Genomic DNA, 26188 nt, shown 5'->3' with positions numbered 1-26188 from the left:
ATTTTTTGGTAAATAAAATCCGAATCGTGCGTGATTGAGATCAACGGTGTACGTTACTTATTTTCTGCACGGTGATCTTCTTCGGGGTGTTCGATAGCATGCCGCACGATACCTTTCCCATATTCGTAACTGTACACTTTGATCAGTACACCGATGGATGATAGAATTAAGGGGCCAAAGATTAACCCCAACATCCCAAACATATTCAATCCGAGGAGCACACCGAACACGGTGATCATCGGAGGGACATTGCCTATGGTCTTTAAAATAGTGAAACGGAGAATATTATCAATACCGCCCACCAAGATGAAACAGTAAATAAATAAGCCAATAGCGTTACCCGTTTGCCCTGCAGCTAACGTAACAGCACATATGGGGATGTAGATGGTCATGGTTCCTAGGATAGGAACGATAGAAGAGATCCCTGTAAGCAGTCCAAGTAGTACATAATTTTCGACGCCGAAAATCCAGTAACCGATCATAGCGACCACACCTTGACAAAACCCCAAAATCGGGATTCCAATCGCGTTGGAGCGTACCATTAAATTCACTTCATCCCATATTTCGCGTTTGCTTTCCCGGCTAAATGGCACGGCACGGTAGAGCGTAGCCTCCATTCTTTTTGCGTGTACTTGCATAAAATAGAGGACAAAAAAGGTGACAATGATGTTAATAGCGACTTCAGCCACAGAGTTCAGTATGTTTGGCACATATCGGGTTAGGCGTTGTAAGAAGCCGAGTAGTGCGGTGTCCGACATATCAATATCTTCCAGGAAAGGCTTATCGCTCATATACACTTTTAGGGTGTTGAACTTCGCGATGATCTCTTCTTTGTTCTCCAAAAAATGATTGATTTGGGGAACGAGGTAATCAATTAAGGCCCAAATCGGGAGCACGATAAAAACGATAGATGAAACGATGAATAGGATACTTGTTAAGGATCTATTCCACCGCTTCATTTCGGTTAGGAAAAAAAACGATTTCCGGAACAAGATGTACAACGTCACCGCGCCGAGGAATCCCGGTAGATAATAAAGCAAATTTTTAAATACCAGAAAACATATCAAGATAATGATAATGATCAACATGACTTGATTGATCGAATTATTATTGATTTGTTTATATTTCATGATGTGCCCTTGGTGAGAACAAAATAAGGATTTTGCCGTGTTAAAAAAATGGCTGGATTTAAATTAATTGTCAAATTCTACCGTCAATTTTATGTTCGTCGAGCGCCGCCCTGGTATCCATGTTGGTCCGTTCTTTAAGATTGTTGTAGCTCGATCGGCATGCAGATCACTTGTGGCGGATTCGACACGGATCTGAATAGGCTGACCTTTCTCGTCGATATCAAACCGGAGTACAACGGTTCCACGATTTAGTCCAAGTGTATCCGCAGCTTGTTTCACATAATTGCGAAAGGCTGACCAACCGGTGGTCGGTATTGCTTTCTTAGGTTGTTTAGGTAATCTATAACCGGATACGACTACCTCATCCAGGGAGTTGTTCGCGGGAGCCAGTCGGATATCCTGTTCAGAAGTGCCTGCGATGAGGTTCTGTGTTTCGTAGCCGATAGAACTGATGGTCAATGCAACTTTGCCGGAATCCGAAACGGCGATAAAGCGTCCCATGCTGTCCGTGTAGAATACCTGATCGGTATTCAGGTCCTTCACTTGCGCATAGACGGGTTGTTTGGTCGTCTGATCAGATACGCGCCCCAAGACCACTGTCTGTGTGGTTGAGGAAGCGGCTACGGTACCCGTTCCTCTAATTCGTATATTCGGAGATGCCTGTTTCCCTTTGTTGGCTGCTGTTAAGCGCACGCCTTCTGTAATTTTAGGCGGCTCTACTTGAGCAACTAACCACTCTCTGCGAGAGCTGTCCGGAAGTGGATGTGTATCTGTCGGAACGGAGGCTGGGCGAAGCTCTCGTGGCGTTTTGCGGCCGGTGCGCTTGGAGGCAGGCGTGGATATAGCTTTCGGTTTTTCTGCAAAAGCCAAACGAGAGTCGGCGGAGCTGTCTCTCTCGTTGAGCAGTCTGGGGACGGGGGCTGGCGAAAATGTTGATAGGGTATCGTTTTTCGGAAGGTCTTTATAAGTGATGGGCATCGCTTCCTCTTGGGGCGTTGAACGTTGCTGGAAAAGATAGAAACTGATCCCCACGGCAAATAGAATAGAAGCTGCAATACCCCATAATTTCCAGGCAACGAAGTTGCGTACCGGACGGTCCGTAATACGATCGGCAATACGCCTTTGGATATCGGCTTTGGGGAAAGTGCCAGACTTGGCAAATTCGGCTTCTACACCTAAGATGATATCCATTAACATTTCGTCTTCATGTGCGGCGCGTTCCAATTCATACATCTCCTTTGGTGATAGTTCCCCCGCTACATATTTGCGAATATAGGCTATGTCAACTTGCTTATTCTGCATGCTTCTCCATACAATTCTTCAGGTTTCTTTTACCGTTTTGTATATAGCTTTTAACTTCATTCAAGCTAAATCCGGTGATCTCCGTAACTTCTTTATAACACTTTTCGTTCATAAAAAAAAGGTCGACACTACGCTTTTGCTTTTCAGGAAGCTTTTCTATACAACGCTCTAAAAGCGATAATCGTTCCTCTTTTTCTGTGTAGGCATCCTCTTGATGCAGATTTGCGGTAAATTCCACAAAGTCGTCTACAGGTATTTCACTATATTGTTTATTTCCGCGAAGTGCCATTAAACAATGATTCTTACTGACAACATATAACCATTTCGAAAAATCCATGATCTCCTGCTTGTTTACTTTGCGGATAAGTTCTTCGAAGATTTGCATCAATGCATCCTTACTTCGCTCGGATTCCTTAAAATAACGAAAACACGTATAATATACCATTTCGCTATGTTTCGCATACAGTTCGCCCAATACCTTGAGGTCGCCGGTTTGGCGGTAGCTCTTCAACAGCGATTGGTCATCTGGATAGGGCGTGGATGGTGATGCGAGTTTCATATTTCATGGGCAAAATAATTTTTTTTTCTTGTTTATGGAAATTAATCTTTCGCTGCATCCGTCCTGTAAAACGAAAGATATGGTAAAGACTATTGGACTATCGGTGCTATTTACATGGTGTTTGTGTATGGCAACCGTTTTTGGAAAAGAATGGCAAGGAAAGGTGTTGGATGCCCGTGATGGATCGGTGGTTATCGGGGCTTCTGTCTTAAATCAACGAACGAAAGTTTCGGTACAAACGGGTCAAGACGGTGGATTTAGAATAGATGGTGAGGTGGGGGATAAACTTTTGGTTTCGATGCTAGGATTCGAAGCACAGACTATTCGATTGAAGAAACAGCAGGCGTTGGTGGTATATATACAATCATCTGCCGCGCTGCTTGAGGAGGTCGTGATTGTTGGCTACCAAGGACAAGCGACGCTTTCGGCGAAGAGCAACGGCGTAAGGATCCGAGGGGTGGCAAGACCCCATAGTCAAAACGTAAATGCGGAAAGCTATCGTGTCATAAAGGAAAATACATTTCAAAATCCTATAAAAGAGCCTCTTTCGACGTTTGCAGTAGATGTGGATGCGGCATCGTATAGCAATATGCGACGTATGTTAAAAATGGGAGAGATCCCACCTGCTGATGCGGTTCGGGTAGAAGAATTGATTAATTATTTCCAATACGATTTAGAAGCGCCCCAAGGTGGAGATCCAGTACGAATTGTTACTGAACTGACCACAGCACCGTGGAACCCGCAACATCAGTTACTACGGATTTCTTTAAAGGCGAAGGATGTAGCTAAAGAAAAATTATCTCCGTCCAATTTTGTTTTTCTCATTGACGTGTCCGGATCGATGTTTGCCGCAAACAAGCTTCCTTTGGTGAAATCGTCTTTGAAGATGCTCGTTGATCAATTGCGGTCGATGGATCGGGTAGCGATTGTGACATATGCCGGATCGGCATCGGTAAAGCTGGAAAGTACTCGCGGGGATCAAAAAATAAAAATAAAAGACGCTATTGACGCGCTGGAAGCCGGAGGATCTACTGCCGGCGGTGCAGGTATCAGGAAAGCATATGATATCGCGCGTACTAACTTCATAAAGGAGGGTAACAACCGGATTATTATGGCTACGGATGGGGACTTCAATGTAGGCGCTTCCAGTGATCAGGAAATGGAGACCCTTATTGAAAGAGAACGGGAAAGTGGCGTGAATATATCTATTTTAGGATATGGCATGGGAAACTATAAAGACAGCAAGATGGAGATCTTGGCCGACAAAGGAAGAGGGAACTATGCCTATATTGATAATATTACGGAGGCTAGAAAAGCAATTATTACCGAATTTGGAGGCACACTGTTTACGGTGGCAAAAGATGTAAAAATACAAGTAGAGTTTAATCCGGATCATGTACAAGCCTACCGGTTGGTCGGATACGAAAACCGGCTTATGGAAGCTGAGGATTTTAATAACGATACGAAGGTAGGAGGTGATATGGGCGTAGGACATACCGTAACGGCACTCTATGAAGTGGTTCCCACGGGGGTGCGGTCTGCTTTGATCGGCACTGTAGATAAATTGAAATATCAAGAAGTGTCAAATCCTGTACGTCGAACATCGTCCGATGAACTGGCCACTGTGAAGTTTCGATATAAAGAACCTCAAGGCGATATGTCGAAATTAAAAGAAGTAATTGTAGTCAACCATGTTATTCCCCTGGAGAAAGTATCGTCTGATTTTCGATTTGCTTCAGCTGTCGCTGAATTCGGCATGCTGCTCCGTAACTCAACATTTAAACAAGAGGCGAGTTTTTCATCACTTATTGGACGCGCAAGGGCGGCAAAAGGACAAGATGTAGAAGGGTACCGTATGGAATTTATCCGAATGGCGGAGGACACGGAAGCGTTGATGAAGGGTGTGCTTAATGAGGATTAAAAAGAGGAGCGTACTAGTGCGCTCCTCCTTTTGCATTCCAAATGGCTTCTATTTTTGGTTGGATAATCTGAACCATTCTTTCGAAACCTACATCGGTAGGGTGTGTTCCATCGACCGTACCTTCGTAATCGTCGCCAATTAGATGGTCTGTGGGGAGATAATACAGGTTTTTGTATCCTGCCGCCAATAAGCGTTCGTATTCTTTTCTGAAATTTATATTTTGATCGGCTAACCGCTGTTTCCATTGAAGATTGTAATTTCCGATTTGACGTGTAATGCTTTCGATCAGTAATATGGGAACATGGGGATGTCTCTCACGTAATCGCTTTACGAATTCAAATGTTCGCTCTGCAACCTGTTGAGGACTACTGTTGGGAACACAATCCATAATGATGAGATCTGGATTTTCGATGGTGTTCAGCATATCAGCCACAGATAACTCCATACGTGCATTTCCGCTCACACCCAGATTCACCACATTCGCTTTTAGCTTTCGGCTTAGTTTTGCCGGATAAGCGAGACCGGGTCTACTGGCTGATGCGCCATGCACGATACTCGATCCGTAGACAATAATTTTTTTGTCAAAGAATTGCGTAGTCGCTTCGAAGGACGCTTTATCGTCTATCATGAGATTGAAGTCCAGTAGCTCCTTATACAACGGAAAATAAAGGAGGAACTCCTTTTCAGAAGTCGCCATATGGTCGATTAAGGTGTAGGTACTTTTAGCATTGTGCAGGTCTGGACGTGCCACGCCGGCAAATCGCCAGTCGTCGTTTTCCTTAACATATACATCAAACCCACGGGACATAATAGGCGTAGAGTTGTTTCCCAGTTCGGCATCAATCGTTTCCCACGTAATAGCTAGCTTGGATGTGTTACTTTTAAAGGACGTGAAAAGGCCTGTTGGATGCGTGTAGAGCTTTTTTACCGTGGGCGGTAGATCGTTATACTTGGCCGTATCTAGGCGGTGAAAGTTCGGTGCAGACGGGAATGCTCGTCCTTGAATGGTTAACATCTTGGCAGGGATGGTTTGCTGTGCTTGGAGGGTGTGAATGGACAGCCCGATGAAAAGCGTGCACATCATGTGCATAATCGTTGTTTTTCTCATTTGGTCTATATATGTTTGTCAAATTTAGAAAAACATCGGCATAAATAAAGCCCATCATATTGATGGGCTTTAGAAAAAGGGAAAACTCCTTGCGCGCGTTTTCTGTTAACAGATTAAGCGCCTAATTGCACACGTTTGAACGCTGTAACGGTCAAACCTTTTGCTACTGTATCTAGGAACTGCGCGATATTTTTCGAAGAGTCTTTAACAAATTCTTGATTCAACAATGTTGATTCTTTGTAGAATTTATTCAATTTACCAGCCGCAATTTTTTCGACCATTTCTTCAGGTTTACCTTCAGCGCGGATTTGCTCTTTCGCAATTTCCAATTCACGCTCGATAGTATGCGCATCTACACCATCTTTGTCGATTGCTACAGGATTCATGGCGGCAATCTGCATTGCCACATCTTTTCCAGCCTCTTCAACACCGGCTGCATCAGCAGATAGACCAACTAGTACACCTAAGCGGTAGTTACCGTGGATGTATGCTACTACTTTTTCGCCAGCGATTGCTTCGTATTTTGAAACGTCGATTTTTTCACCGATAACGCCTGTTTGCTCGATCAATGCATCAGCAATTTTTTTACCGTCAACTTCTAGGGCTTTTAAATCGTCTAGGGAAGCGGGTTTGTTTGCCAAAGCTACTTCTGCAATTTTTTCAGCGAAAGCAATGAAATCTGCATTTTTAGCTACGAAGTCCGTCTCACAGTTTACCTCTACTACGATACCTGATTTAGCATCGGCTGTAGCTTTAGCAATGATAACACCTTCGTTGGAATCACGATCTTGACGGCTAGCGGCCACTTTAGCACCTTTTTTACGAAGGTAGTCAACAGCAGCTTCGAAATCACCATTAGCTTCTACTAATGCTTTTTTACAATCCATCATACCGGCGCCAGTTTGTTGACGCAATTTGTTTACATCTGATGCAGAAATTTGTACTGACATGTTTTTATTTCTTTTAAATTTTTACAATCTGAAAGCCTACAAGTATAGCAACTACGCACAACCTAGGCATTAAGCTTTTGTTAAATAACAAAAAACCGGACAAACATATGCTGGCGCTCTGAAGCTTGGCTTCAAAAATGCTAACACTTGTTTATCCGGTTTAATACAGAATATTATTCTCCGTCTTTCGCTTTACGAGGGCGTTTTCCAGCGTCAGCAGCGTCGCCGTTATCTATTGCAGCTTTAGCAGCAACAGCTTCTTTTTCGGCTTCCTCTTCTTTATCGCGTTTACGCTCTTCTAAACCTTCTTGAATAGCTTTTCCGATAATTCCTGCGATTAAGCTGATCGATTTAGTAGCATCATCGTTTGCTGGAATTGGGAAATCAATGTTCGAAGGATCAGAGTTTGTATCTACCATTGCAAAAGTAGGGATGTTCAATTTGATAGCTTCTGCTACAGCGATGTGTTCTTTTTTGACATCGATGATGAATAAAGCAGCAGGCAAACGATTCAAATCAGCAATACCTCCTAAAAGATTTTCTAATTTGATACGCTCACGTTGAATCATCAACTTCTCTTTTTTAGACAATACATCATATGTACCATCTTTTTGCATTTTGTCTATGTTAGACATTTTTTTGATAGACTTACGTACTGTTGCGAAGTTTGTAAGCATACCACCTAACCAACGCTCCGTAACGAAAGGCATGTTCACCTCTTTCGCTTGTTGTGCGATGATCTCTTTTGCTTGTTTTTTCGTAGCTACGAATAAAACTTTGCGACCTGATTTTACAATTTGTTTGATAGCTGAGGCAGCCTCTTCCAATTTTGTAAGTGTTTTGTTCAAGTCAATGATGTGGATACCGTTGCGTTCCATGAAAATGTACTTCGCCATTTTCGGATCCCATTTACGTGTAAGGTGACCAAAGTGCACACCTGCATCCAATAGTTCTTGATAAGTTGTTCTTGCCATTTTTTGATCCTCCTTTGATTAACGTTTACTGAATTGGAATCTTCTACGTGCTTTGCGGCGTCCTGGTTTTTTACGCTCAACCATACGGTCATCACGCGTCATTAAACCTTTCGCACGTAAAGCTGGTTTTGCTTCTGGGTCAAGTTCTACCAGTGCTTTAGCAATTGCTAAACGCACGGCTTCTGCTTGTCCTTTGACGCCTCCACCCTGTACGTTAACTTGTACATCAAAATTTCCTGCAACACCTGCTACTTCTGTAGATTGTGTAACAATGTATTGCAACGGCAATGTTGGGAAATATTCTTTATAGTCTTTACCGTTTACGGTAATGTTTCCGCTACCAGCAGCTAAGTAAATGCGGGCAACAGCGGTTTTTCTTCTTCCGGAAGTGTTAGTTGTTGACATGTTTGCTCTCCTTAAAATTTAACTGGTTTTGGATTTTGTGCTTCATGTTTGTGCTCAGTACCAGCATATACATAAAGATTTTTGAATAATTGACGGCCTAAACGATTTTTAGGAAGCATCCCGCGAACCGCTTTTTCGATGATGCGCTCAGGGTGCTTAGCCAATAATTCTTTTGGAGAAACAAAACGCTGTCCACCTGGATAGCCTGTGTAGCGAACGTAAACTTTGTCGCCCAATTTGTTTCCTGTCAACTTAATTTTGTCTGCGTTGATAACGATCACGTTATCTCCACAGTCTACGTGTGGGGTGAATGTAGGCTTGTGCTTTCCGCGAATTACTTTCGCAATTTCGCTTGCCAAGCGCCCCAAAATCTCTCCTTCAGCGTCAACAACGATCCACTCTTTGTTAACGGTGTTCTTGTTGGCAGAGACAGTTTTGTAACTTAACGTATTCACTTGCTTTTATTTAATTAATTAATAAATATCTAAATCCTCTTGTAATCCCTACAATGAGGTCTGCAAAGGTACGATAATTATTTTGAAAACAGAAAGTGAAAATCACTTTTGTTTGTGAACGTCATCATTCTGAATCAGACGAACATAGCCCTTTTGGAATGACAGCGAAAAGGAACGGTGGTTTGCCAGACATCATGAGTTTGTGATCCGAACGTCACAAGCTGTTGACAAAATGAATATTTAACATGTTTTAAGATGTAATCCCTAAACTTTTGCTTTTTTTTGCCATCTTTATAACAAAGAGTGTCTATAAGAATAGAATGGAATGAAGATGTATAAAAAAGTTGCGTGTATTGGGATATTGATTTTAGGAATGTCGATAGCGTTGGCAAATGTGGGGTATGCACAGCAAAATGGATTGGAAGATAAACCCTATAAACAAGAACTTGCTGCCGTAGAAGGGAAATTACGTACGGGTAACATAGCAGGTGCGATAGAGGGGCTGGATCAAGTGTTGGCGAAGTATCCGGACGCCGCTGAGGTGTATTATGCTAAAGCTTTGCTATTTGGACAAGCGCGTAATTTCGAGGTTGCCGTTCCTTTGGCGGAGAAAGCGTTTGAATTGGAGCCTAAAAATATGTTGTTTGCCAACTATTTGGTCGAATTGCACAAAGGAAAGGGAGATCTTGATGCGGCGATTCCTATTGTTGAAAAGGTAATCGTTTCTTATCCCGAAAATGCTTCTTTGTACAGGGAAAAAATAATGCTATTGCACGCCAGTAGACAGTCGGAGGAGGCATTGGTATTTTATGATCAAGCGGTTTCGCGGTTTGGCAATTCGGATACGCTTGATGTCATTAAAGCAGAGATACTAGTCGATTTGGATCGAAAAGAGGAGGCAAAAAAGGTGTTGGAACCTTGGGTGACGAAGAACTCTGGAATCCGTCAGGTGTATAGTACACTTAGTTACGTATACTTAGATAAACAACAGGCCAAACAAGCTATCCAGGTTTTAGATAAAGGACTTACGCAAACAAAAGACGACCTGCTCTATTTAGATCTAGCCGACGCATATACAGCAGGAAAGAAGGATAAGTTGGCTTTTGATGCGTTGAAACGTGCCTTCGAATCCGTAACCGTGAACTATATGGATAAACATCGCGTTATGTTTACCTTGCTGAGCGGTAAATCTAACTTTAGTTTGGAACAGATTCAAGATTTAGCAAACACGTTGGTTCTGAAACATCCGCGGGTTGCTGATAGTCATGTAGCCAAGGGAGATGTGTTATGGAGGCGTGGGAATTTACAGGAAGCGCGCTCCCTGTTCTTAACAGCCGTCGGTATCAATAGAAATCATATTGACGCATGGCGTATGCTCATAAATGTAGAATTGGCGTCAAATGAGGCGGATCAAGCAATTGCGCACGGGTTTGAAGCATTGGAGGCAAATCCAAATAACGCGATGCTGTTGTATTTCACTGGATTGGCTTATATGGTGAAAGACGATACAGCTAATGCTCGGAAGATGATGGAGACCGCATTGGATAATAGTGGAGAGGATAATACGTACTTACAGTCGCTGATTTATGCGGGATTAGGAGATTTGTACCATAAGCTAAAGATGTCGGATGTTTCGGATGTGGCTTATGAGGAAGCCATCAAACTGGACAGTACCAATGCAACGGCCATGAACAATTACGCTTATTACCTTTCGGAGCGTAACGAGAAGTTAGATCTGGCCGAGAAGTTATCTAAGCAGTCGAACGAGCTTGATCCGAGTTCAGGTACATTTCAGGACACCTATGCATGGGTGCTTTTTAAACAAGAGAAATATAAAGAGGCACTAAAATGGATGGAAAAAGCCGTGCAAAGTTCTTCCCCTTCCGCCGTCCTATTCGAACATCATGGTGATATTCTTTTTAAGGCCGGAAATATAAAAGAAGCTGTCAAACAGTGGGAAAAAGCGCTGTCCGTTAGCTCGGGAACTGGTATTGATATTGAAAAATTGAAGTCGAAAATAACAACGAAGCGCTATGTGGAGTAGATTAATAGTTATTGCGATTGCTGTGCTATTGCTAGGATCGTGTAAAACAAAGCAGAAAGTCGTTTTACCTGCACACAAGGACCCTGTGGAGACGAATGAAGTGCATGCCGCGACGATCAAGACCTTTGAATTAAGTAATCTGGACTTTCATAGTTTTTCGGGTCGGGCGAAGACCAAAATCGAAATGAATAAACAGGTACACGACGTCACTGTAAATTTACGTATACAACGTGATAAAGCGATTTGGTTGTCAGTGACGGCCGCACTTGGTATCGAGATCGCCCGGGTTCTTATTACACCCGATAGTGTTAAAATACTGAATAAGCTGCAGGGGGAATATATTGCGAAGCCTTTTCACTATATCTATCATTATACGAATCAGGGGGTAACGTTTTCAACGTTGCAGGATTTGCTATTAGCCAATGTCTCTTCGAATTTGCTACGTACGAACAATGTACAGGTAGCAAGTTCTTCCGATGAGTTTATTGTTGTAGGAATTAAGGACGAGTTGTCTTATCAGTATCGTATCAATAAAGAAAATCGACCATTTAATTTTTTGTTGCAAGAAGTGGGAGGTGATCAAAATTTAGAAGCATTTTACGGTGATTTTGCAAAAACAAATGGGTATAATTTTCCACAGAATATGGCGTTAAATATCATAGGAGAGCAGGTGTCTTTAAAGGCTCAGTTAAGTTATAATCGGGTGACTTTTAATGAAAATATCGAGCTGCCTTTCTCGGTATCAAACCGATATAAAGTGATCGATTAAAAGACAGCTTTATATAAAAATGCATAAATAATTACGTGCATACAAGGTATATCCTTATTTTTGTAGGCTTGTTTTAGCCGATATTAAGATAAAAACGGTTCATGGATTTGAAAAAACTATTAATTAGCTTCTTATGTATTTGTGGTATAGGTTTGGGAGGTGTGTCTGCCCAAAGTAGTGCCGAACTAAAAAAGCAGCGCGAAAAAATAGATGCAGAAATAGCTGAATTAACGAAAGTTTTGCGTGCTAAGACGCAGGAGAAGTTGCTTTCCCAAAGAGAAGTTAATGCCTTGAGTAGGCAGTTAGATCTTCGGGAGGATAAGATTAGTACCATTAATGCAGAACTTCGGATTATCAATAATAATATCCAAGCTAATACCAAGATCGTTAGCCAATTGAAGAGTGAGTTGGAGAAAATGCGAAAGGACTACGAGAAGATGATTCTGTTTGCCTTTCGTAATAAAAATGGATATAATAAGTTGATGTTCATCTTTGCTTCCCGAGATTTCAATCAAGCTTTCAAACGTGTGAAATATTTGCAACAGTTTAATGATGCGCGTAAAATAAAGGCTGCAGAAATCGAGGCTACAAAAAAGAACATAGAACTCAAGATCGCACAGTTAGAGAGAGACCGCCAAACGCAGCAGCAGTTGCTGAAGGAGCAAGAGGCCGAAAAATCAATCATATCAAAGGACCGAGCTGCACATGCGAAAGAATTGAGTGAGTTGCGTAGGGAAGAATCGAACTATAAAGGGCAGTTGAGTAAGAAACAGCAGGAGAAAAAACGTATCGACGCGATGATTCAGGCAGCTATACGTAGAGAAATTGCAGAGGAAAGGCGTCGAGCGGAAGAAGCTAGACGGAAGGCTGCAGAAGCGGAAGCGAAACGTACAGGTAAAACTGTGGCTGAAGTGGAGAAAAAGACGCCGCGTAAATCGGATAGTGAAATTTTAAGATCGACGCCGGAAGCGGCTCGTTTGTCTGCTGATTTTAAATCAAATCGTGGGCGTCTTCCGTGGCCGGTAGCGCAGGGAAATATTGTTCGAAATTTCGGGTTCGAGACCGTAGAGCGCAATGTGCGTATTGACAACTCGGATATCGCGATTCGGACATCGACAAACGGAGCGGTAAAGGCCGTATTCGAGGGAGAGGTTGTACAGGTGATCGGTAGCTTTGTGGTGATTAAACATGGGGAGTATTTTACTTCGTATTCCAATTTGAAGAGTGTCTCGGTAGGTCGCGGTCAAAAAGTGGGACGTGGACAACAAATTGGGACAGCTGATGAGGATCCGGACGCCGGCTACTCGGTGGTGAACTTTGGTGTGTTCCAAGGACAAACGGCTATGAACCCTTCATCGTGGTTAGCAAAATAGTTACAAGGATTTAAAAATTTTAATTATATATTTGTAATACGTTGATATGAAAGCAACGTTAAGAATTTAAAACTATGTACACATCGGGATTATTATTTATCGGGACGCAAGAGATTATTATCATAGTGGTTTTGGTTTTGTTACTTTTTGGTGGAAAAAAGATTCCAGAACTTATGCGTGGCCTTGGTCGTGGGGTTAAAGAGTTCAAAGATGGTCAACGTGAAGAACCAACCAACGACAATAAAAACAACGCAAATAACAATACGCAAAATCCATAATTTTGGATAGAAAGAGCGAAAGAGTTTCACAGTTACCCTGTGAGACTCTTTCGTTTTTTATGGAGACCTATACTAACCTTAGATTATTGGCGTTTAATTAATGTTTGGAGTATCTAAATCGTAACACCTAAATCGTGCATTTATTCATAAAATAAAACCTTATGATAAAAAAACATTTATGGGTAATACCTTTTTATGTCCTTGGTCTGTCGTTACGTGTACAAGCGCAGGACATGGCAAGTGTAGAAACGGATGAATTTCCTTTACATTTAAAAGAAGCGATTACCACGCAGCGGGACGTCATCTTTTCGGGACTGGACTCGTTAAAAAAACTGTCACATGTGGATGGCGTTGTCTCCGCAGAGGATTCGATCGTTTACAATCGCTTGCGGAAGATTCAAAAAACCATTCCGCTTGCCTATAACGAGAAGATAAAATCGTACATCGACAAGTATATATCTCGCAATTACCATCCATATATGTGTAAATTGCTGGGATTGGCTGACTACTATTTTCCTATTTATGAAGAGATATTAGGAGCCAGTCAGTTGCCTGATGAGATCAAATATATTTCGGTTGTAGAATCCTCTCTGGATCCACATTTGGTATCGCGGTCGGGTGCAGTGGGGTTATGGCAATTCATGTATGGTACAGCCAAGGTATATGATTTGACGATGGATACCTTTGTGGATGAACGAAAGGATCCATATGCGGCGTCCTATGCTGCTAGTCGTTACTTTAAAGATGCCTATGACGAATTCAACGATTGGCTACTGGCATTAGCCTCCTATAATTGTGGAAGAGGTGCGGTGCGTCGGGCGATTCAGCGTTCTGGGCTCGATCATCCTGATTTTTGGCAACTGTCGCCTTATTTACCAGAGGAAACGCGGAATTATATTCCGAAGTTTATTGCCATGACCTATGCATTAAAACATGCGCATGCCTATGGGATTGAATCAGCTCCTACTGAATTTGCATGGCGTGGAAAGCCTGTTATGGTTGAAAATGATTTTAACTTGCAGCATATTGCCCAAGCTGTCAACCTTCCGGTAGACATCTTAAAGACGTTTAATCCGTCGTTTAAACGGGCTGTTGTGCATGCAAGCGTGGAACGTCCCAAACGTGTTATCATCCCGGAAACGGATGGATTGAACGATAGCCTTTTGTACGCAGCATTAAATAATAGACTGCCTCAGGAACCACTATTATCGGTCAATAAGGAAACTGTAGCATCAGCAAATGAGATCAAGCACCGTGTTCATAAGGGGGAATCCCTGGCTTCAATATCCCATAAGTTTGGTGTAAGTGTACAGGATTTAAAGGCTTGGAACGACCTTTCTGGCAATAGTCATATTGTAGGAAGGACGCTCGTGGTTCGTAAGCAGGAGTCGACTCGTTTGGCCAAAACATCGAGTAGAACGAATCGGCCGGCGAACAGATCAACCACCGCCTACGTGACTTACACGGTTAGGAAAGGCGATACGCTGTCTGATATAGCTGTAAAATTTAAGGGAAGCACGGTGACAAAAATTAAGGCTGATAACAACTTACGGGGCAGTGCTCTCCGTATTGGACAGAAATTAAAAATCCGAAAAACAACTTAGAGAGAAACTGATGCGGCTAAGATAGCCAAGCCGCATCTTCTTCTTTATCGACCTCTTCTAGGACGACCTCTACATGTTCTTTTAATATCGTTGATAATTTTAACCCATAGTAATCACTGAATAACGGAAATTGATGGTGGGACCGATCGATCAGTACCGCCGTCCGCATTTTCTTTAAAGGTACGTCCAAAAACATACCCAAACCATACGCTAATGTACGTCCACTATTGAGTACGTCGTCGATTAAGATGATGACTTTGTTTGTTGCCGTCTCAATAGGGCCGTCAATGGACGCTTCCAAGCTTCGTTTTGTTTTTGCAATGGTTACTTTGAGTAGTTCGAACGTTTTATCTGGGGCGATTTCCTGAAGTATATGCTGAAGCCTTGTCGCAAATATATAACCTCGGTCCGCGATACCCACTAGGACAATTGATTTTTCTTCAAAATTGTCCTCTAAAATCTGGTAAGCAATACGTATCGATTTCTGATGAATCTGTTTTTTATCTAAAATAAGTGTTCTTTTATTAGACATGTGCTCTGTGTTGATTACAAAGGTAAAAGTACTAAATCTTTCCGGGATTTTTACCTGTTTGGCACATGCGACCCCAGGCTTTAACACAAGACTTATTTAAGGAAATATGGGGGCAAGATATCGTAAACGAGAGCGGAAATCCTTGTACGTGACCCTTTATGATTTAGGATATCGAAGGTATGATTTTACATTGAAGAGGATGCCGTCGGCGTTAAACAGGGGCCGTACATAGAGGGGGGAGGCTCCGAAGCTGAAGCTTGTTGAATCGGTGGAATACTGGGCAGTTACGAAAGAGCGATCTTCTGTATATTGTGTCAAAAAAAAAGGTTTGAATTTATGTATCCAAACCTTCCATATCATGTATCTTGACGAAACTAGTTCAAATTTTTATTTTCATCTTCTGATCCTGCGTTTGCAGTCATCGTTTTTTGTTCGTCGATAGGACGTCCACCGTTGTAGTAGTAGCGCTTCCAATAGGCTTCGTTTAAGTTACTGACCATCACCCCCCGGCTAGAGGAGGCGTGCGCAAATTTGTCATCACCTAAATAAACTCCTACGTGTGTAATATGTCTGCTGCGAATTTTAAAGAATACAAGGTCTCCTGGCTCAAGATCATTTTTGCGAATTGGTTTTACATTCGCATACTGATTCCGGCTATTATAGCCGATAGTCGTGTTAAAAACGTTTTCGTAAACAGCTAGCGAAAACTTAGAGCAATCGATACCCCGTTTAGAATCTCCACCTAAACGATAAGGCGTTCCCAACCATTCATAGACAAATTGATACAATTTCGTGTTCGCCATTGCATTCGACGCAACACCCATGATTTGGGAGAAATATTCTTTAGCTAAATTATCGGGATCGGAAGAGGTTGTTTTGGTTGTTTGTGCCTGCGACACTAGACATAAGCCTATGAAGAGCATTCCTGCTACTAGTTTCTTTGTATTCATTTGTTCGCTTTAATTACAACTTTTTTGCCATGTCTTGTATTTTCTACACAGACTGAAGCAAATCTAATACATAATGTCTAGGGTTCCAAACGAATTTAGGATTATTTAACAGAATTTTAACGCTTTTTAACAAATTAACATCCTGTATTTCGATGCGATCGGATACGCGGCGGTAGTAGAGATACGACAGTATTCATTTCTGTTTTACTAAAATTTTAAAAAAAATAAAATTTATTTGACAGTTTTAAATTAAATCCCCTATATTTAGATCGTTTTTCAAAAATAAGATGAATTTACACACGATTATTACATCCATTATTATTACCACCGGCATAGTACCTCGGAGGAAGTAATTCTATTGTATAAGAAAGTGTACACAACATAATAGAGCCTTCCTCCAACGGGGAAGGCTCTTTTCGTTAAAAACACACTATTTTAAAATTATAAAAAAACTAAGAATGAAAGTATTAAAGTTTGGGGGAACGTCAGTTGGTACCGTTGAAAGTATTGGTGCTGTGCTTGACATCGTTAAGAAAGCCTACGATGCTGGCGAGCGGCCATTGGTTGTGTTATCCGCTATGTCGGGTGTAACCAATCTGTTGACGAAAATGGCTGAAAACGCGGCGGAACGAATAGCCTTTGACGATGACCTCAAGTTTTTGGAAGAACGTCATTTTGATGTGGTCAAAAAGCTAATCGCTGTAAAATTTCAGAATCCAGTGTTTACTAAGTTAAAGCTCATGCTTAACGAGCTTGAAGAGATTTTGCAGGGCGTCAGCTCGCTCAAGGAATTGAGTGCACAGAGCAAAGACTTAATCGTTTCTTTCGGAGAGCGGCTTTCTAACTATATGGTATCGAAAGTGATGGAACAATATATAGCCAACGCTTTGTTTTTAGACGCCTCCCACTATATAAAAACGGATTCGAATTTCGGCAATGCATACGTGCAAGAGGATATTACACAGCAATTGATACAGTCTTTAGGACATACCCATGCTGATAAGCTGTTGTTTGTCACCGGTTTTATAGGGTCTAACGAAAAGGGCCGTATTACTACATTGGGTCGCGGTGGATCAGACTATACCGCAGCTATTTTTGGAGCGGTTTTAAACGCTTCTGCAATAGAAATTTGGACAGACGTTAATGGTATGTTGACGGCGGATCCGCGCATTGTAAAAAAAGCGTTTTCTCAGCCAATTTTATCCTATACGGAGGCGATGGAGCTTTCGTATTTCGGCGCGAAAGTGATCTATCCACCCACAATGATTCCAGCATTCTTAAAAAAGATTCCTATTGTTATCCGTAATACATTTGAACCCGACTTTACAGGGACAGTTATTCAATTTGAAAGCGGTAAATCGGCCTTTCCAATCAAAGGCATTTCTTCGATTTCTGACATCTCCGTTATCAATTTGTCTGGCAGCGGGATGATCGGAAAGTCGGGCTTTAGTGGTCGCTTGTTTACTTTGCTGGCAAGAGAACAGATTAATGTTGTACTCATTACACAATCATCTTCCGAGCACAGTATTACGTTTGCAGTGCATCCTAGTGACGCGGCAAAAGCGGTTAAGCTGATCGAGGCTGAATTCGAACTGGAATTGGAGGCTAACAAATTGACTGTACCAACGGTCGAGGAAGATTTGTCCGTACTGGCCATCGTTGGAGAAAATATGAAACGTACGCCGGGCATGTCTGGTCGATTGTTTTATGCGCTCGGACGTAACGGTATCAATGTCCGGGCGATTGCACAGGGATCCTCGGAGCTAAATATTTCGGTTATTATTGGGAAAGAAAACCTTTCAAAAGCATTAAATGCCGTGCATGATGCATTTTTTGCACAGTTGAAAAAGACGCTATACGTATTTAATGTAGGAACCGGTAATATCGGATCCACGTTATTCCGGCAGATTCATGAACAACACGATTTTTTATTGGATAACAATGATATAGAGATCAAGGTCGCGGGTATTTCAAATTCCCGGAAAATGTTGTTTGATGTAAATGGAATCGACTTGTCAAATTGGAATGATGTCCTAGAAAGTAACGGAGAGGTGGCCGATCTTTCTACGTTTATCGATCGCATGAAAGCGATGAACCTACCAAACTGTGTATTTGTTGACAATACGGCGAGCAAGTTGCCATCTACGTATTACGAGGATATATTTCGATCGAATATCTCTGTAGTTACGTGTAATAAGATCGCTAATTCGGGTACGTACGAACAATACAAATCGTTACATGATACGGCCCGTAAACATGGGGTGGATTTCTTTTACGAAACGAACGTTGGAGCTGGTCTTCCTATCGTACGCGTTTTAAAAGATCTAATGCTCAGCGGGGACCGCATTGTGAAGATCGAAGCGATCCTTTCTGGAACGATATCGTATATCTTCAACAATTTTGTGGGAGACGCGTCATTCTATGAAGTCGTAAAAAACGCGCAGGCATTAGGGTATACGGAGCCCGATCCGCGCGACGATTTGGGCGGTATCGACTTTATGCGTAAAATGTTGATCCTTGCGCGTGATGCAGGACATGCGATTGAGCCAACGGCAGTTGATTTGGGTCCCATTCTTCCCCAAGCATGTCTGCAGGCCACGTCTGTTGACGATTTTTACGCAGAGCTGTTGAAGGCGGATCAATATTTCAATGCGCTTAAAGAAAAGGCAGAAAGTGAAAATAAAGTTATTCGTTACATTGGTAAGCTTGAGGATGGACACGTAGCAATCGCGTTGGAAATGGTTGACGAAATGCATCCATTTTATTCTCTTTCGGGCAGCGATAATATCATTTCATTTACGACAGAGCGTTATAAAGAACGACCTTTAGTAGTGAAAGGACCGGGCGCTGGGGCAGAAGTCACAGCAGCAGGAGTATTCGCGGATTTGGTGAATGTCGGGGCATAAATACGAATATACAATGGAAGCAGTGGTAAAAAAACAATATCAAATTGACTTTGGAGCAGTGTTGAGCGAGGTTCATGTCTTTGCTCCAGCAACGGTTGCTAATATGATCTGCGGATTTGACATCCTAGGATTTGCAGTAGATTACCCCGGTGATGAGGTACAAATGTTTAGGGTACCGGAACCGGGTGTGCGCATCCGTTCGATAAAAGGAGACGAAGGGCGTCTGCCTGTTGACCCTGAAAGAAATACGGTAAGCGCCTGCGTGAAAATGTTATTGGCACATTTGGGAATCGAGAACGAAATCGGTGTGGAGATTGACCTGATCAAACATATGCCTATAGGAAGCGGTCTTGGGTCAAGTTCTGCGAGTACGGTTGCTGGTTTGTTTGCTATCAATAGCTTGCTGGGAAACCCGTTGACAAAAGCGGAGTTGTTGCCTTTTTGCGTGGAAGGAGAACGGTTGGCTTGCGGACACGGGCATGCCGATAATGTTGCCCCAGCACTGATGGGAGGGATCACTTTGGTGCGTGGTTATGATCCGTTGGATGTTATTAAATTGCCGGTTCCTGAAGAGCTTTATGCCGGAATTGTGTTTCCAAAGGTGGATGTGCCAACCCGTGATGCTCGGCAATTGATTAAAGAAAAAGTATATCTCCGAGATGCTGTTACGCAATGGGGAAATATTGCCGGTTTAGTTGCAGGATTATACGAGAAGGATTATGCACTGATCAGTAGAAGTATGCATGACGTGTTAATTGAACCTACGCGAGCCATATTAATTCCTGAATTCTACGCCATGAAAGACATCGCATTGCAAGAGGGCGCATTGAGTTTTGGGATTTCTGGATCGGGGCCATCGGTCGTCGCTATCTCAAAAGGTAAAGAGATCGCGGAACGTGCTGCGACAGCTATCCAGGAACATCTAACTCGCAGCGAAATTGAAAGTTTTAAATATGTTTCCTCCGTGAATATCGACGGTCCGAAAATTATAAATAAATAAGCGGTAATATAGGCTGATGTATGACAACGAACACATCGACAGCCATGGAGCCACGATTACAAAACAAATGATACATGAAATTATACAGTACCAACAATAAAGATCTACGGGTGTCTTTTCAGGAAGCCGTGTTTAACTCATTGCCAACGGATAAAGGGCTTTACATGCCTGAGCATATTCCGCAAGTAGACCCTGCATTTATTCGAAACATACAACAGTATTCGTTCCAAGAAATTGCTTTCGAGATAGCACATACACTCCTTGGAGAGGATATTCCTGCTACTGATTTAAAAAAAATTATCGCTGATGCCATCAATTTTGATGCGCCAGTAAAATTTCTAGATGCGGGAACTGCCGTGCTAGAACTGTTTCACGGACCGTCTTATGCTTTTAAGGATTTTGGTGCACGGTTTATGAGCCGGGTGATGGGGTATTTCTCTCAGCAGGGAGATAAGCTACTGGATGTACTAGTGGCTACCTCCGGAGATACGGGTGGGGCTGTCGCTTTAGGCTTCCTTGGTGTCGAAGGCACACGTGTCACCATCTTATATCCAACAGGAAAGGTTTCTAAAGTGCAGGAAGAGCAATTGACAACCAATGGACAGAACATTCGTGCGCTGGAAGTGAACGGTACTTTTGATGATTGCCAGACGCTGGTTAAGACCGCTTTTAACGATTCAGAATTGAATTCGGAATTACGACTGACCTCTGCTAACTCGATTAATATCGCGCGATTGATTCCGCAGACATTTTATTATTTTTGGGCGTATGCGCAGTTGAAAACACAGGGTATACAGGATGTGGTATTCACGGTGCCAAGTGGGAATTTTGGAAATATCGGAGCTGGGTTGCTTGCCTACAAAATGGGACTCCCCGTGAAACATTTTGTTGCGGGGACAAATGTGAATGATACGGTTCCCCGATTTTTGCAAAATGGTCAATATGAACCCCGACCTTCCGTACAGACATTAGCAAACGCCATGGATGTCGGGAATCCGAGCAATTGGGTACGTATTCAAGATATGTTTCATCAGGATTTGGAAGAACTACGCCGTAAGATTTCGTCGTATACGTTCACCGACGAGGATACCAAACGTGCGATGGATCAACTGTATACGACATACGGATACATTGCTTGTCCACATACGGCCATCGCTTATTTGGCCGCAATGAATTACAAGAAGGATTCTCCTGGCGAGTACGCATCCGTTTTCCTGTCGACGGCACACCCTTGTAAGTTCCCAGATGCGATCTCAAGTGACGTTTTTGAGCATGTGATCCTTCCACAAGGAGCGGAAATGTTGAGGGGGAAGCCTAAGCTGGCGACTGAACTCGATGTCGATTATACAGCATTCAAGAAGTATTTGCTAAAGAACAGATAAGCGCATTTAAATGGAAAGACGAGATCCTAAACGGTCTCGTTTTTTATATATGCGCATCGTAAGAACAAACAAATTCAAAGGAAAACGTACTTTTGTAAGAATGAACGATATAATTCTACATAAAGGAAAAGATAAAGCCGCTTGGCAGTTGCATCCATGGGTTTTTTCTGGTGCGATAAAAAAGATCATAGGGACACCCATAAATGGTCATATCGTCCGTGTACTGACCGTCGACCACGAATTTATAGCTTATGGTATATTCAATGCAAATTCCCGGGTTGCGATCCGGTTATTGGAATGGCATCAAGATCGAATAGTGGATGATGCTTGGTGGAGGGATCGTGTACGTCGTTCGGTCACACTGCGGAAACACTTGTTATCAGCAGATAATAATACTGTTCGGTTGATTTTCGCTGAGGCAGACTTCCTCCCTGGGCTGATTGTTGATAAGTATGCGGAATATCTTTCCATACAGGTGCATTCTTCAGGAATCGAGCGGATAAAAGATGTTATTATAGATGAATTGGTGAAACTGGTGACGCCTAAAGGCATCTACGAGCGTAGCGACCCCAAATCACGTGAGCACGAAGGTCTTTTGGATGCAAACGGATTGCGCTATGGAGAACTGCCTCCGGAATTCGTGGAAGTTGTAGAAAATGGGATACGTTATCATATTAATATTGCAGAAGGGCAGAAGTCCGGTTTTTACTGCGACCAGCGGGAAAACAGATGGTTGACGGCTCAATATGTAAAAGGTAAACGGGTACTGGATTGTTTTTGTTATTCGGGTGGTTTTACGTTGAATGCCTTTCGTCAGCAGGCGTCTTCCGTTGTTTCAGTAGATAGCTCAGCGCTAGCGATAGAAACGTTACGGAACAATGTCGTCATGAATGGATATGATGTGTCAATCCATACCGCTGTACAGTCGGATGTAAATAAATATCTTCGTCAGCTGAGCGAAGAAAACGAGCGTTTCGATGTAATCATCCTGGATCCACCGAAGTATGCCCCATCACGTGCTGCATTAGATAAAGCATCTCGAGCGTATAAGGATTTGAACCGTAGAGGGCTCTTGCTATTAGAAAGCGGTGGGCTGCTTGCCACCTTTTCTTGCTCGGGAGCTATGGATATTGAAACCTTTAAGCAAGTAATTGCTTGGGCAGCGCTGGATGCCGGAAAGGAAATTCAGTTTATTCGACAGTTTACTCAACCAGAGGATCACCCGGTTCGCGCGTCCTTTCCCGAGGGAGAGTATTTAAAAGGTCTATTGGTCAGAGTCGTTTAAAAACGACTCTGCTGTATATAGGACCGGAAATAACCGCATTCGCGAATTACCTCTTTATAATAATCCGTATGAGCGTATTCATCCTTCAATGCCTTAAATCCTGTCCATTCCTTAAACATGACCTGATCTGATCCCGGCCAGTAATAGTCGTCGCGCTGCAAATAAACTGTTCGGTAGAAATTGTTTCGTTCAATCTTAGACAGTAGGTAGGATACTTTTGCCCGTTGCTCGTCGGATGTTGCGGCATGTAAAGCCAGTGTGTAGTACTTTTGTGCATGGTCCATCCCCAAGAGGTAAGGTTGATTTTTCGGGGCGATATAGTTGCCATATTCGTCTATAATCTGATTGTAATAAAATACGCGAGCATTTCCAAAATAGGACGTGTTGTAAAAAGCGTTTCCCAACAGCAACGCATTGTGATATACATCAGTCCCCTGATTAACGTTTGTTTGCAATTCTTTTACCTTTTGGAGAAACGTACGTTTCGTATATTTTACCGACTGCGGGGCTACATGGTCGCAGTCGTTGCAGTCTTTGATTCTCCCATTGAACGGATTCCCGCGGAGTTCAGCATCCCTGTAATAGATCGATGCATCGGTATAGTCATTTGCCGCTTTTAGATTCGCTTTTTGCATCAGGCTAAGCGCGTCGTCTAGACGGTTTTGGTAATATGCATAAATAGCTCTACTCTCGTAGATATCGCTTAGATGATAAGGGTAAAGACCAGCAAATAAATTTTCCCAACTACTTTTATTCGTTTTTAGCAAAAAGTTTTCCATGGCCGCGCCTTTAGCAGGATCGTCATAATATCCATCTTCGCTATTTAGTACCTCGGCCATCAGCGGATTATCGGTTTCCGTATATACCCGCGCTAGCGTCTTTTTTATCCATTGCGAGGCATATTCATACCGGAAAGAGATCAGGCTCGTATCTTTGGGTACCTCCTTATATAACCAGTTGAGGTCTGCTAATAGCTTGTTTTCGTCAACCGGTGTGACACTACGTAGCTGCGCGATACTGTTCATTAAATTTAAGAGGCGGATTTGCGCTCGGACGAGAGGTTTTCCTTTGCTTCGTTTGTAGGCGTTTGTGTAAGATTGAGCTGCCTTTTCATATTCTCCGATATAGAAATTGATATATCCGTAAGCGAGATAGACAAGCGCTGGGTTACTGAGCTTTTTTGGAGCTTGGAGCATATTTCCAAGCCAAAGAAGCGTTTCGTAGTCGATTTGCGTTTTTTCGACGGGTAGGGGGTGTTGTTTCTGGCTATCGTAGTCGTTTATCGTGTATTCCTGTCTATTTACCCAACGGGTTATTAAGAAGTCGATGTGGGGACTTTTAGGAGCTAGCTCATAAATCTGTTTGAGGGCTACTGCTTCATCGGTATAATAGCCATTCATGGCTATCAAACTTGCTTTGATGTTGTTATCCGGCGCTTCTTGCACCTGACGTTGCATGGAATCGGGTGAAAGCGGTTTAAAATTATAAAGCGCCTCATGTCTTTTTGCGGCGTTTTCCTGAAAAAGAATGGCAAATTGTTGGTTAGACTTGTCAAATTGGCCAAGATTGTAATAGGTTCCGCCTAAATATCCGATAGCCCGGTAATACAATGCGTTCTTCGGTTGTTTATGAATTGTTTCTTCATAGAATGGTATTACGCTTGCCTGATCATCCGAATAAAACTTGGCTTTGAGTACTTGAAACCACATACGGTTCCTAAAGAAATCATCTCCGTTGTTAAGCGATTGATAGTAGGCTTCTACTTTTCGGACAAGATTTTCATTCGTAGGCTCAATCACTCGTTCTTCGTAATTCCACGAAGAAAAAACGTTCGTAGAATAAGCTTCTATTTGTTTGGCGAAATGCAGAAATGTAATAAAATTTTTAACATGTTGATCTGTAATAGGTAGTCCTGCATCCGATGCAGGCTTCTTACTTTGTAAGGCTATGTAGAGCTTGTCAATTGTCGTCTGAGCTGTATCGTTCAGTAGAAAGTAAGCAACTTCAGATCTTGTCAACTTATTTTTTAAATAACCGTGCCATTCGCCGATAATATCTTCATTGTACTTGTCGATATAGTCCAACTGTGCATAATCGTAAAACTTCTCATCAGGCGCATAAAATAGAGGTTGGTAAGATTCGTCTGCGAAGGCTTCGGGTGTAAAAGAGGAAATGTAGGAGTACCCCCACCAACCGTCCGCACAACCATAAACGTACACGCCAAAGCCTGCAGTAAAAAGACCACTAAAAACGAGTAGCAACTTTTTTAAAAATGTTTTCTTCATAGTTTCGGATATTCTGTTGATCTAGATCATAAAATATAATCTCCGATGGTTGTTTTTTTATATACTTCCGTAAATCGTCTACCATTTCGGTGAGCTGTTCTTCCCGGATTTCTTCCGTTTTAATGATATCATCCAGAGCAAATAATTGACCAAAATAGGTTCCGTCTTTCACCACGCGAAATTTTTCAGGGGCAATCCGTTGAAAACCGTTATGTTTTAAAAGATCATCTTTACATAACCTGTTAATTAAATTTACTACCCTGCCGTTTCGGATATGTACTCCCCATGAAAAGATCGGAAGGGCGATCTGTAGGTGGAGCGGATAGGAGGTCAGTGATTTTATATATTGTTGCGCGATGCTTCTCTCATAGATAGAGTTGATTGAGCCGCTCGATATGGATCCCATGTTGTAGTACATCAGGACACCATAATCCACGGGAGGGACGCCGGTTTCTTTGAAAAACTTAATTTGATGAAGACGTATTGTAGCTGAGTATGTAAGCTGTCGTTGTTCCTTTAAAGACCGTAGTAAGGAAAAGAATTTTTGTTTACTCTTTAAGCTCCAGTCACAATCTAACTGTATTTCTTGGGTCGATAGATGATAATGATTGTTAATTTGATCAATATAACTAAGCATGAGGGCCGCCAGTTTTTTTACGTCGACTTTCGGATGTAACATAACTTCGTTTTTGATGTAGATAACCGGCACTATTTTGGCGTTTGGTATTTCGCCGAAAATGACAGAGCTAATCGGAAAAGGTTGGTCATTTTTTAACCCAATATCGAAATAACGCAGATAGATTTTTTCGACGTTGTTGTCTTCGAGTACTTGTTTTTCTCTAGGCTGTAATGCTACCCGGGTTTTCCAATAATAAAAGGATACAGATGACGGTTTCTTGTCTGGTGAGCAAGAAATGAGACAAAAGAGGACGAACAACCAACAAAATCGCATGTAGCAAACTTACTGATTTTCGTT

Annotated in this window: 22 protein-coding genes; 10 read left to right on the top strand and 12 right to left on the bottom strand. The window is 42.3% G+C overall.

Annotated features, from left to right (window positions below):
- Positions 1-53: 53 nt before the first annotated feature.
- From ACFSR5_RS14220 to ACFSR5_RS14210, 3 genes are all read right to left on the bottom strand, one after another.
- Positions 54-1130, bottom strand: a complete 1077-nt coding sequence (locus tag ACFSR5_RS14220) for an AI-2E family transporter (RefSeq protein WP_380904933.1) — start codon at positions 1128-1130, stop codon at positions 54-56.
- A 63-nt stretch (positions 1131-1193) separates the two neighbouring features.
- Positions 1194-2432 (bottom strand): carboxypeptidase-like regulatory domain-containing protein, encoded by a 1239-nt coding sequence (locus ACFSR5_RS14215; protein ID WP_380904931.1) that lies wholly within the window; start codon positions 2430-2432, stop codon positions 1194-1196.
- On the bottom strand, positions 2422-2991 hold the full coding sequence (locus tag ACFSR5_RS14210; protein WP_380904929.1) for an RNA polymerase sigma factor: 570 nt from the start codon (positions 2989-2991) through the stop codon (positions 2422-2424). Before ACFSR5_RS14210 ends, ACFSR5_RS14215 begins: the two co-directional genes overlap by 11 nt.
- Positions 2992-3070: 79 nt before the next feature.
- On the opposite strand from ACFSR5_RS14210, the gene ACFSR5_RS14205 reads away from it, so the two are divergent.
- A complete protein-coding gene (locus tag ACFSR5_RS14205; RefSeq protein WP_380904927.1) occupies positions 3071-4912 on the top strand; it encodes a vWA domain-containing protein in 1842 nt (613 codons plus the stop codon).
- 13 nt (positions 4913-4925) lie between these two features.
- On the opposite strand, the gene ACFSR5_RS14200 is transcribed toward ACFSR5_RS14205, so the two are convergent.
- The 5 genes from ACFSR5_RS14200 to rplM all read right to left on the bottom strand — a co-directional run bounded on the left by ACFSR5_RS14200 (position 4926) and on the right by rplM (position 8804).
- Positions 4926-6020 carry an SGNH/GDSL hydrolase family protein gene (locus ACFSR5_RS14200; RefSeq protein ID WP_380904925.1) on the bottom strand — a complete coding sequence of 365 codons (1095 nt, stop codon included), beginning with the start codon at positions 6018-6020 and terminating at the stop codon, positions 4926-4928.
- Positions 6021-6133: 113 nt separating this feature from the next.
- On the bottom strand, positions 6134-6970 hold the full coding sequence (gene tsf, locus ACFSR5_RS14195) for a translation elongation factor Ts (protein WP_380904923.1): 837 nt from the start codon (positions 6968-6970) through the stop codon (positions 6134-6136).
- Positions 6971-7143: 173 nt separating this feature from the next.
- On the bottom strand, positions 7144-7944 hold the full coding sequence (gene rpsB, locus ACFSR5_RS14190; RefSeq protein WP_380904921.1) for a 30S ribosomal protein S2: 801 nt from the start codon (positions 7942-7944) through the stop codon (positions 7144-7146).
- An 18-nt stretch (positions 7945-7962) separates the two neighbouring features.
- Positions 7963-8349: a 30S ribosomal protein S9 gene (rpsI, locus tag ACFSR5_RS14185; protein WP_380904919.1), complete on the bottom strand. Its 387-nt coding sequence runs from the start codon at positions 8347-8349 to the stop codon at positions 7963-7965.
- Between the two features lie 11 nt (positions 8350-8360).
- Positions 8361-8804, bottom strand: coding sequence for a 50S ribosomal protein L13 (gene rplM / locus ACFSR5_RS14180; protein WP_380904917.1), 444 nt, complete (start codon positions 8802-8804; stop codon positions 8361-8363).
- Positions 8805-9129: 325 nt separating this feature from the next.
- On the opposite strand from rplM, the gene ACFSR5_RS14175 reads away from it, so the two are divergent.
- The 5 genes from ACFSR5_RS14175 to ACFSR5_RS14155 all read left to right on the top strand — a co-directional run bounded on the left by ACFSR5_RS14175 (position 9130) and on the right by ACFSR5_RS14155 (position 14872).
- Positions 9130-10848 carry a tetratricopeptide repeat protein gene (locus ACFSR5_RS14175; protein WP_380904915.1) on the top strand — a complete coding sequence of 573 codons (1719 nt, stop codon included), beginning with the start codon at positions 9130-9132 and terminating at the stop codon, positions 10846-10848.
- Positions 10838-11617 carry a DUF4292 domain-containing protein gene (locus ACFSR5_RS14170; protein ID WP_380904913.1) on the top strand — a complete coding sequence of 260 codons (780 nt, stop codon included), beginning with the start codon at positions 10838-10840 and terminating at the stop codon, positions 11615-11617. Before ACFSR5_RS14175 ends, ACFSR5_RS14170 begins: the two co-directional genes overlap by 11 nt.
- A gap of 101 nt (positions 11618-11718) precedes the next feature.
- Positions 11719-12990, top strand: coding sequence for a murein hydrolase activator EnvC family protein (locus tag ACFSR5_RS14165; protein ID WP_380904911.1), 1272 nt, complete (start codon positions 11719-11721; stop codon positions 12988-12990).
- Positions 12991-13064: 74 nt separating this feature from the next.
- Positions 13065-13268, top strand: coding sequence for a twin-arginine translocase TatA/TatE family subunit (locus ACFSR5_RS14160; RefSeq protein WP_380904909.1), 204 nt, complete (start codon positions 13065-13067; stop codon positions 13266-13268).
- 161 nt (positions 13269-13429) lie between these two features.
- Positions 13430-14872: a LysM peptidoglycan-binding domain-containing protein gene (locus ACFSR5_RS14155; RefSeq protein WP_380904907.1), complete on the top strand. Its 1443-nt coding sequence runs from the start codon at positions 13430-13432 to the stop codon at positions 14870-14872.
- 16 nt (positions 14873-14888) lie between these two features.
- Here the strand turns inward: ACFSR5_RS14155 and ACFSR5_RS14150 are convergent, their stop codons facing one another.
- Together ACFSR5_RS14150 and ACFSR5_RS14145 are read right to left on the bottom strand one after the other, a co-directional pair.
- On the bottom strand, positions 14889-15404 hold the full coding sequence (locus ACFSR5_RS14150) for a phosphoribosyltransferase family protein (protein WP_380904905.1): 516 nt from the start codon (positions 15402-15404) through the stop codon (positions 14889-14891).
- Between the two features lie 374 nt (positions 15405-15778).
- Positions 15779-16354: a C40 family peptidase gene (locus tag ACFSR5_RS14145; RefSeq protein ID WP_380904903.1), complete on the bottom strand. Its 576-nt coding sequence runs from the start codon at positions 16352-16354 to the stop codon at positions 15779-15781.
- A gap of 458 nt (positions 16355-16812) precedes the next feature.
- Here ACFSR5_RS14145 and thrA point away from each other — a divergent pair, with 458 nt between their 5' ends.
- The 4 genes from thrA (at position 16813) to ACFSR5_RS14125 (ending at position 22927) form a co-directional block, all read left to right on the top strand.
- Entirely contained in the window at positions 16813-19260 is a 2448-nt protein-coding gene (gene thrA / locus ACFSR5_RS14140) for a bifunctional aspartate kinase/homoserine dehydrogenase I (protein WP_380904901.1), read from the top strand.
- A 13-nt stretch (positions 19261-19273) separates the two neighbouring features.
- Positions 19274-20260, top strand: a complete 987-nt coding sequence (locus ACFSR5_RS14135; protein WP_380904899.1) for a homoserine kinase — start codon at positions 19274-19276, stop codon at positions 20258-20260.
- 74 nt (positions 20261-20334) lie between these two features.
- Complete coding sequence (gene thrC, locus ACFSR5_RS14130) at positions 20335-21642, top strand: threonine synthase (protein WP_380904897.1); 1308 nt, start codon at positions 20335-20337, stop codon at positions 21640-21642.
- Between the two features lie 100 nt (positions 21643-21742).
- The gene (locus ACFSR5_RS14125) at positions 21743-22927 is read left to right on the top strand and encodes a class I SAM-dependent rRNA methyltransferase (RefSeq protein ID WP_380904895.1); all 1185 of its coding nucleotides are present in this window, start codon (positions 21743-21745) and stop codon (positions 22925-22927) included.
- Here ACFSR5_RS14125 and ACFSR5_RS14120 read toward each other — a convergent pair.
- Complete coding sequence (locus tag ACFSR5_RS14120; protein ID WP_380904893.1) at positions 22924-25212, bottom strand: hypothetical protein; 2289 nt, start codon at positions 25210-25212, stop codon at positions 22924-22926. The genes ACFSR5_RS14125 and ACFSR5_RS14120 overlap by 4 nt on opposite strands.
- Positions 25172-25891: a hypothetical protein gene (locus ACFSR5_RS14115; protein WP_380904891.1), complete on the bottom strand. Its 720-nt coding sequence runs from the start codon at positions 25889-25891 to the stop codon at positions 25172-25174. The genes ACFSR5_RS14120 and ACFSR5_RS14115 overlap by 41 nt, the downstream gene beginning before the upstream one ends.
- Positions 25892-26188 lie beyond the last annotated feature (297 nt).

Origin of the sequence: Sphingobacterium suaedae (assembly GCF_042684625.1) — a bacterium.
GTDB lineage: Bacteria > Bacteroidota > Bacteroidia > Sphingobacteriales > Sphingobacteriaceae > Sphingobacterium > Sphingobacterium suaedae.
This window is presented reverse-complemented; position numbering and strand designations above follow the sequence as displayed.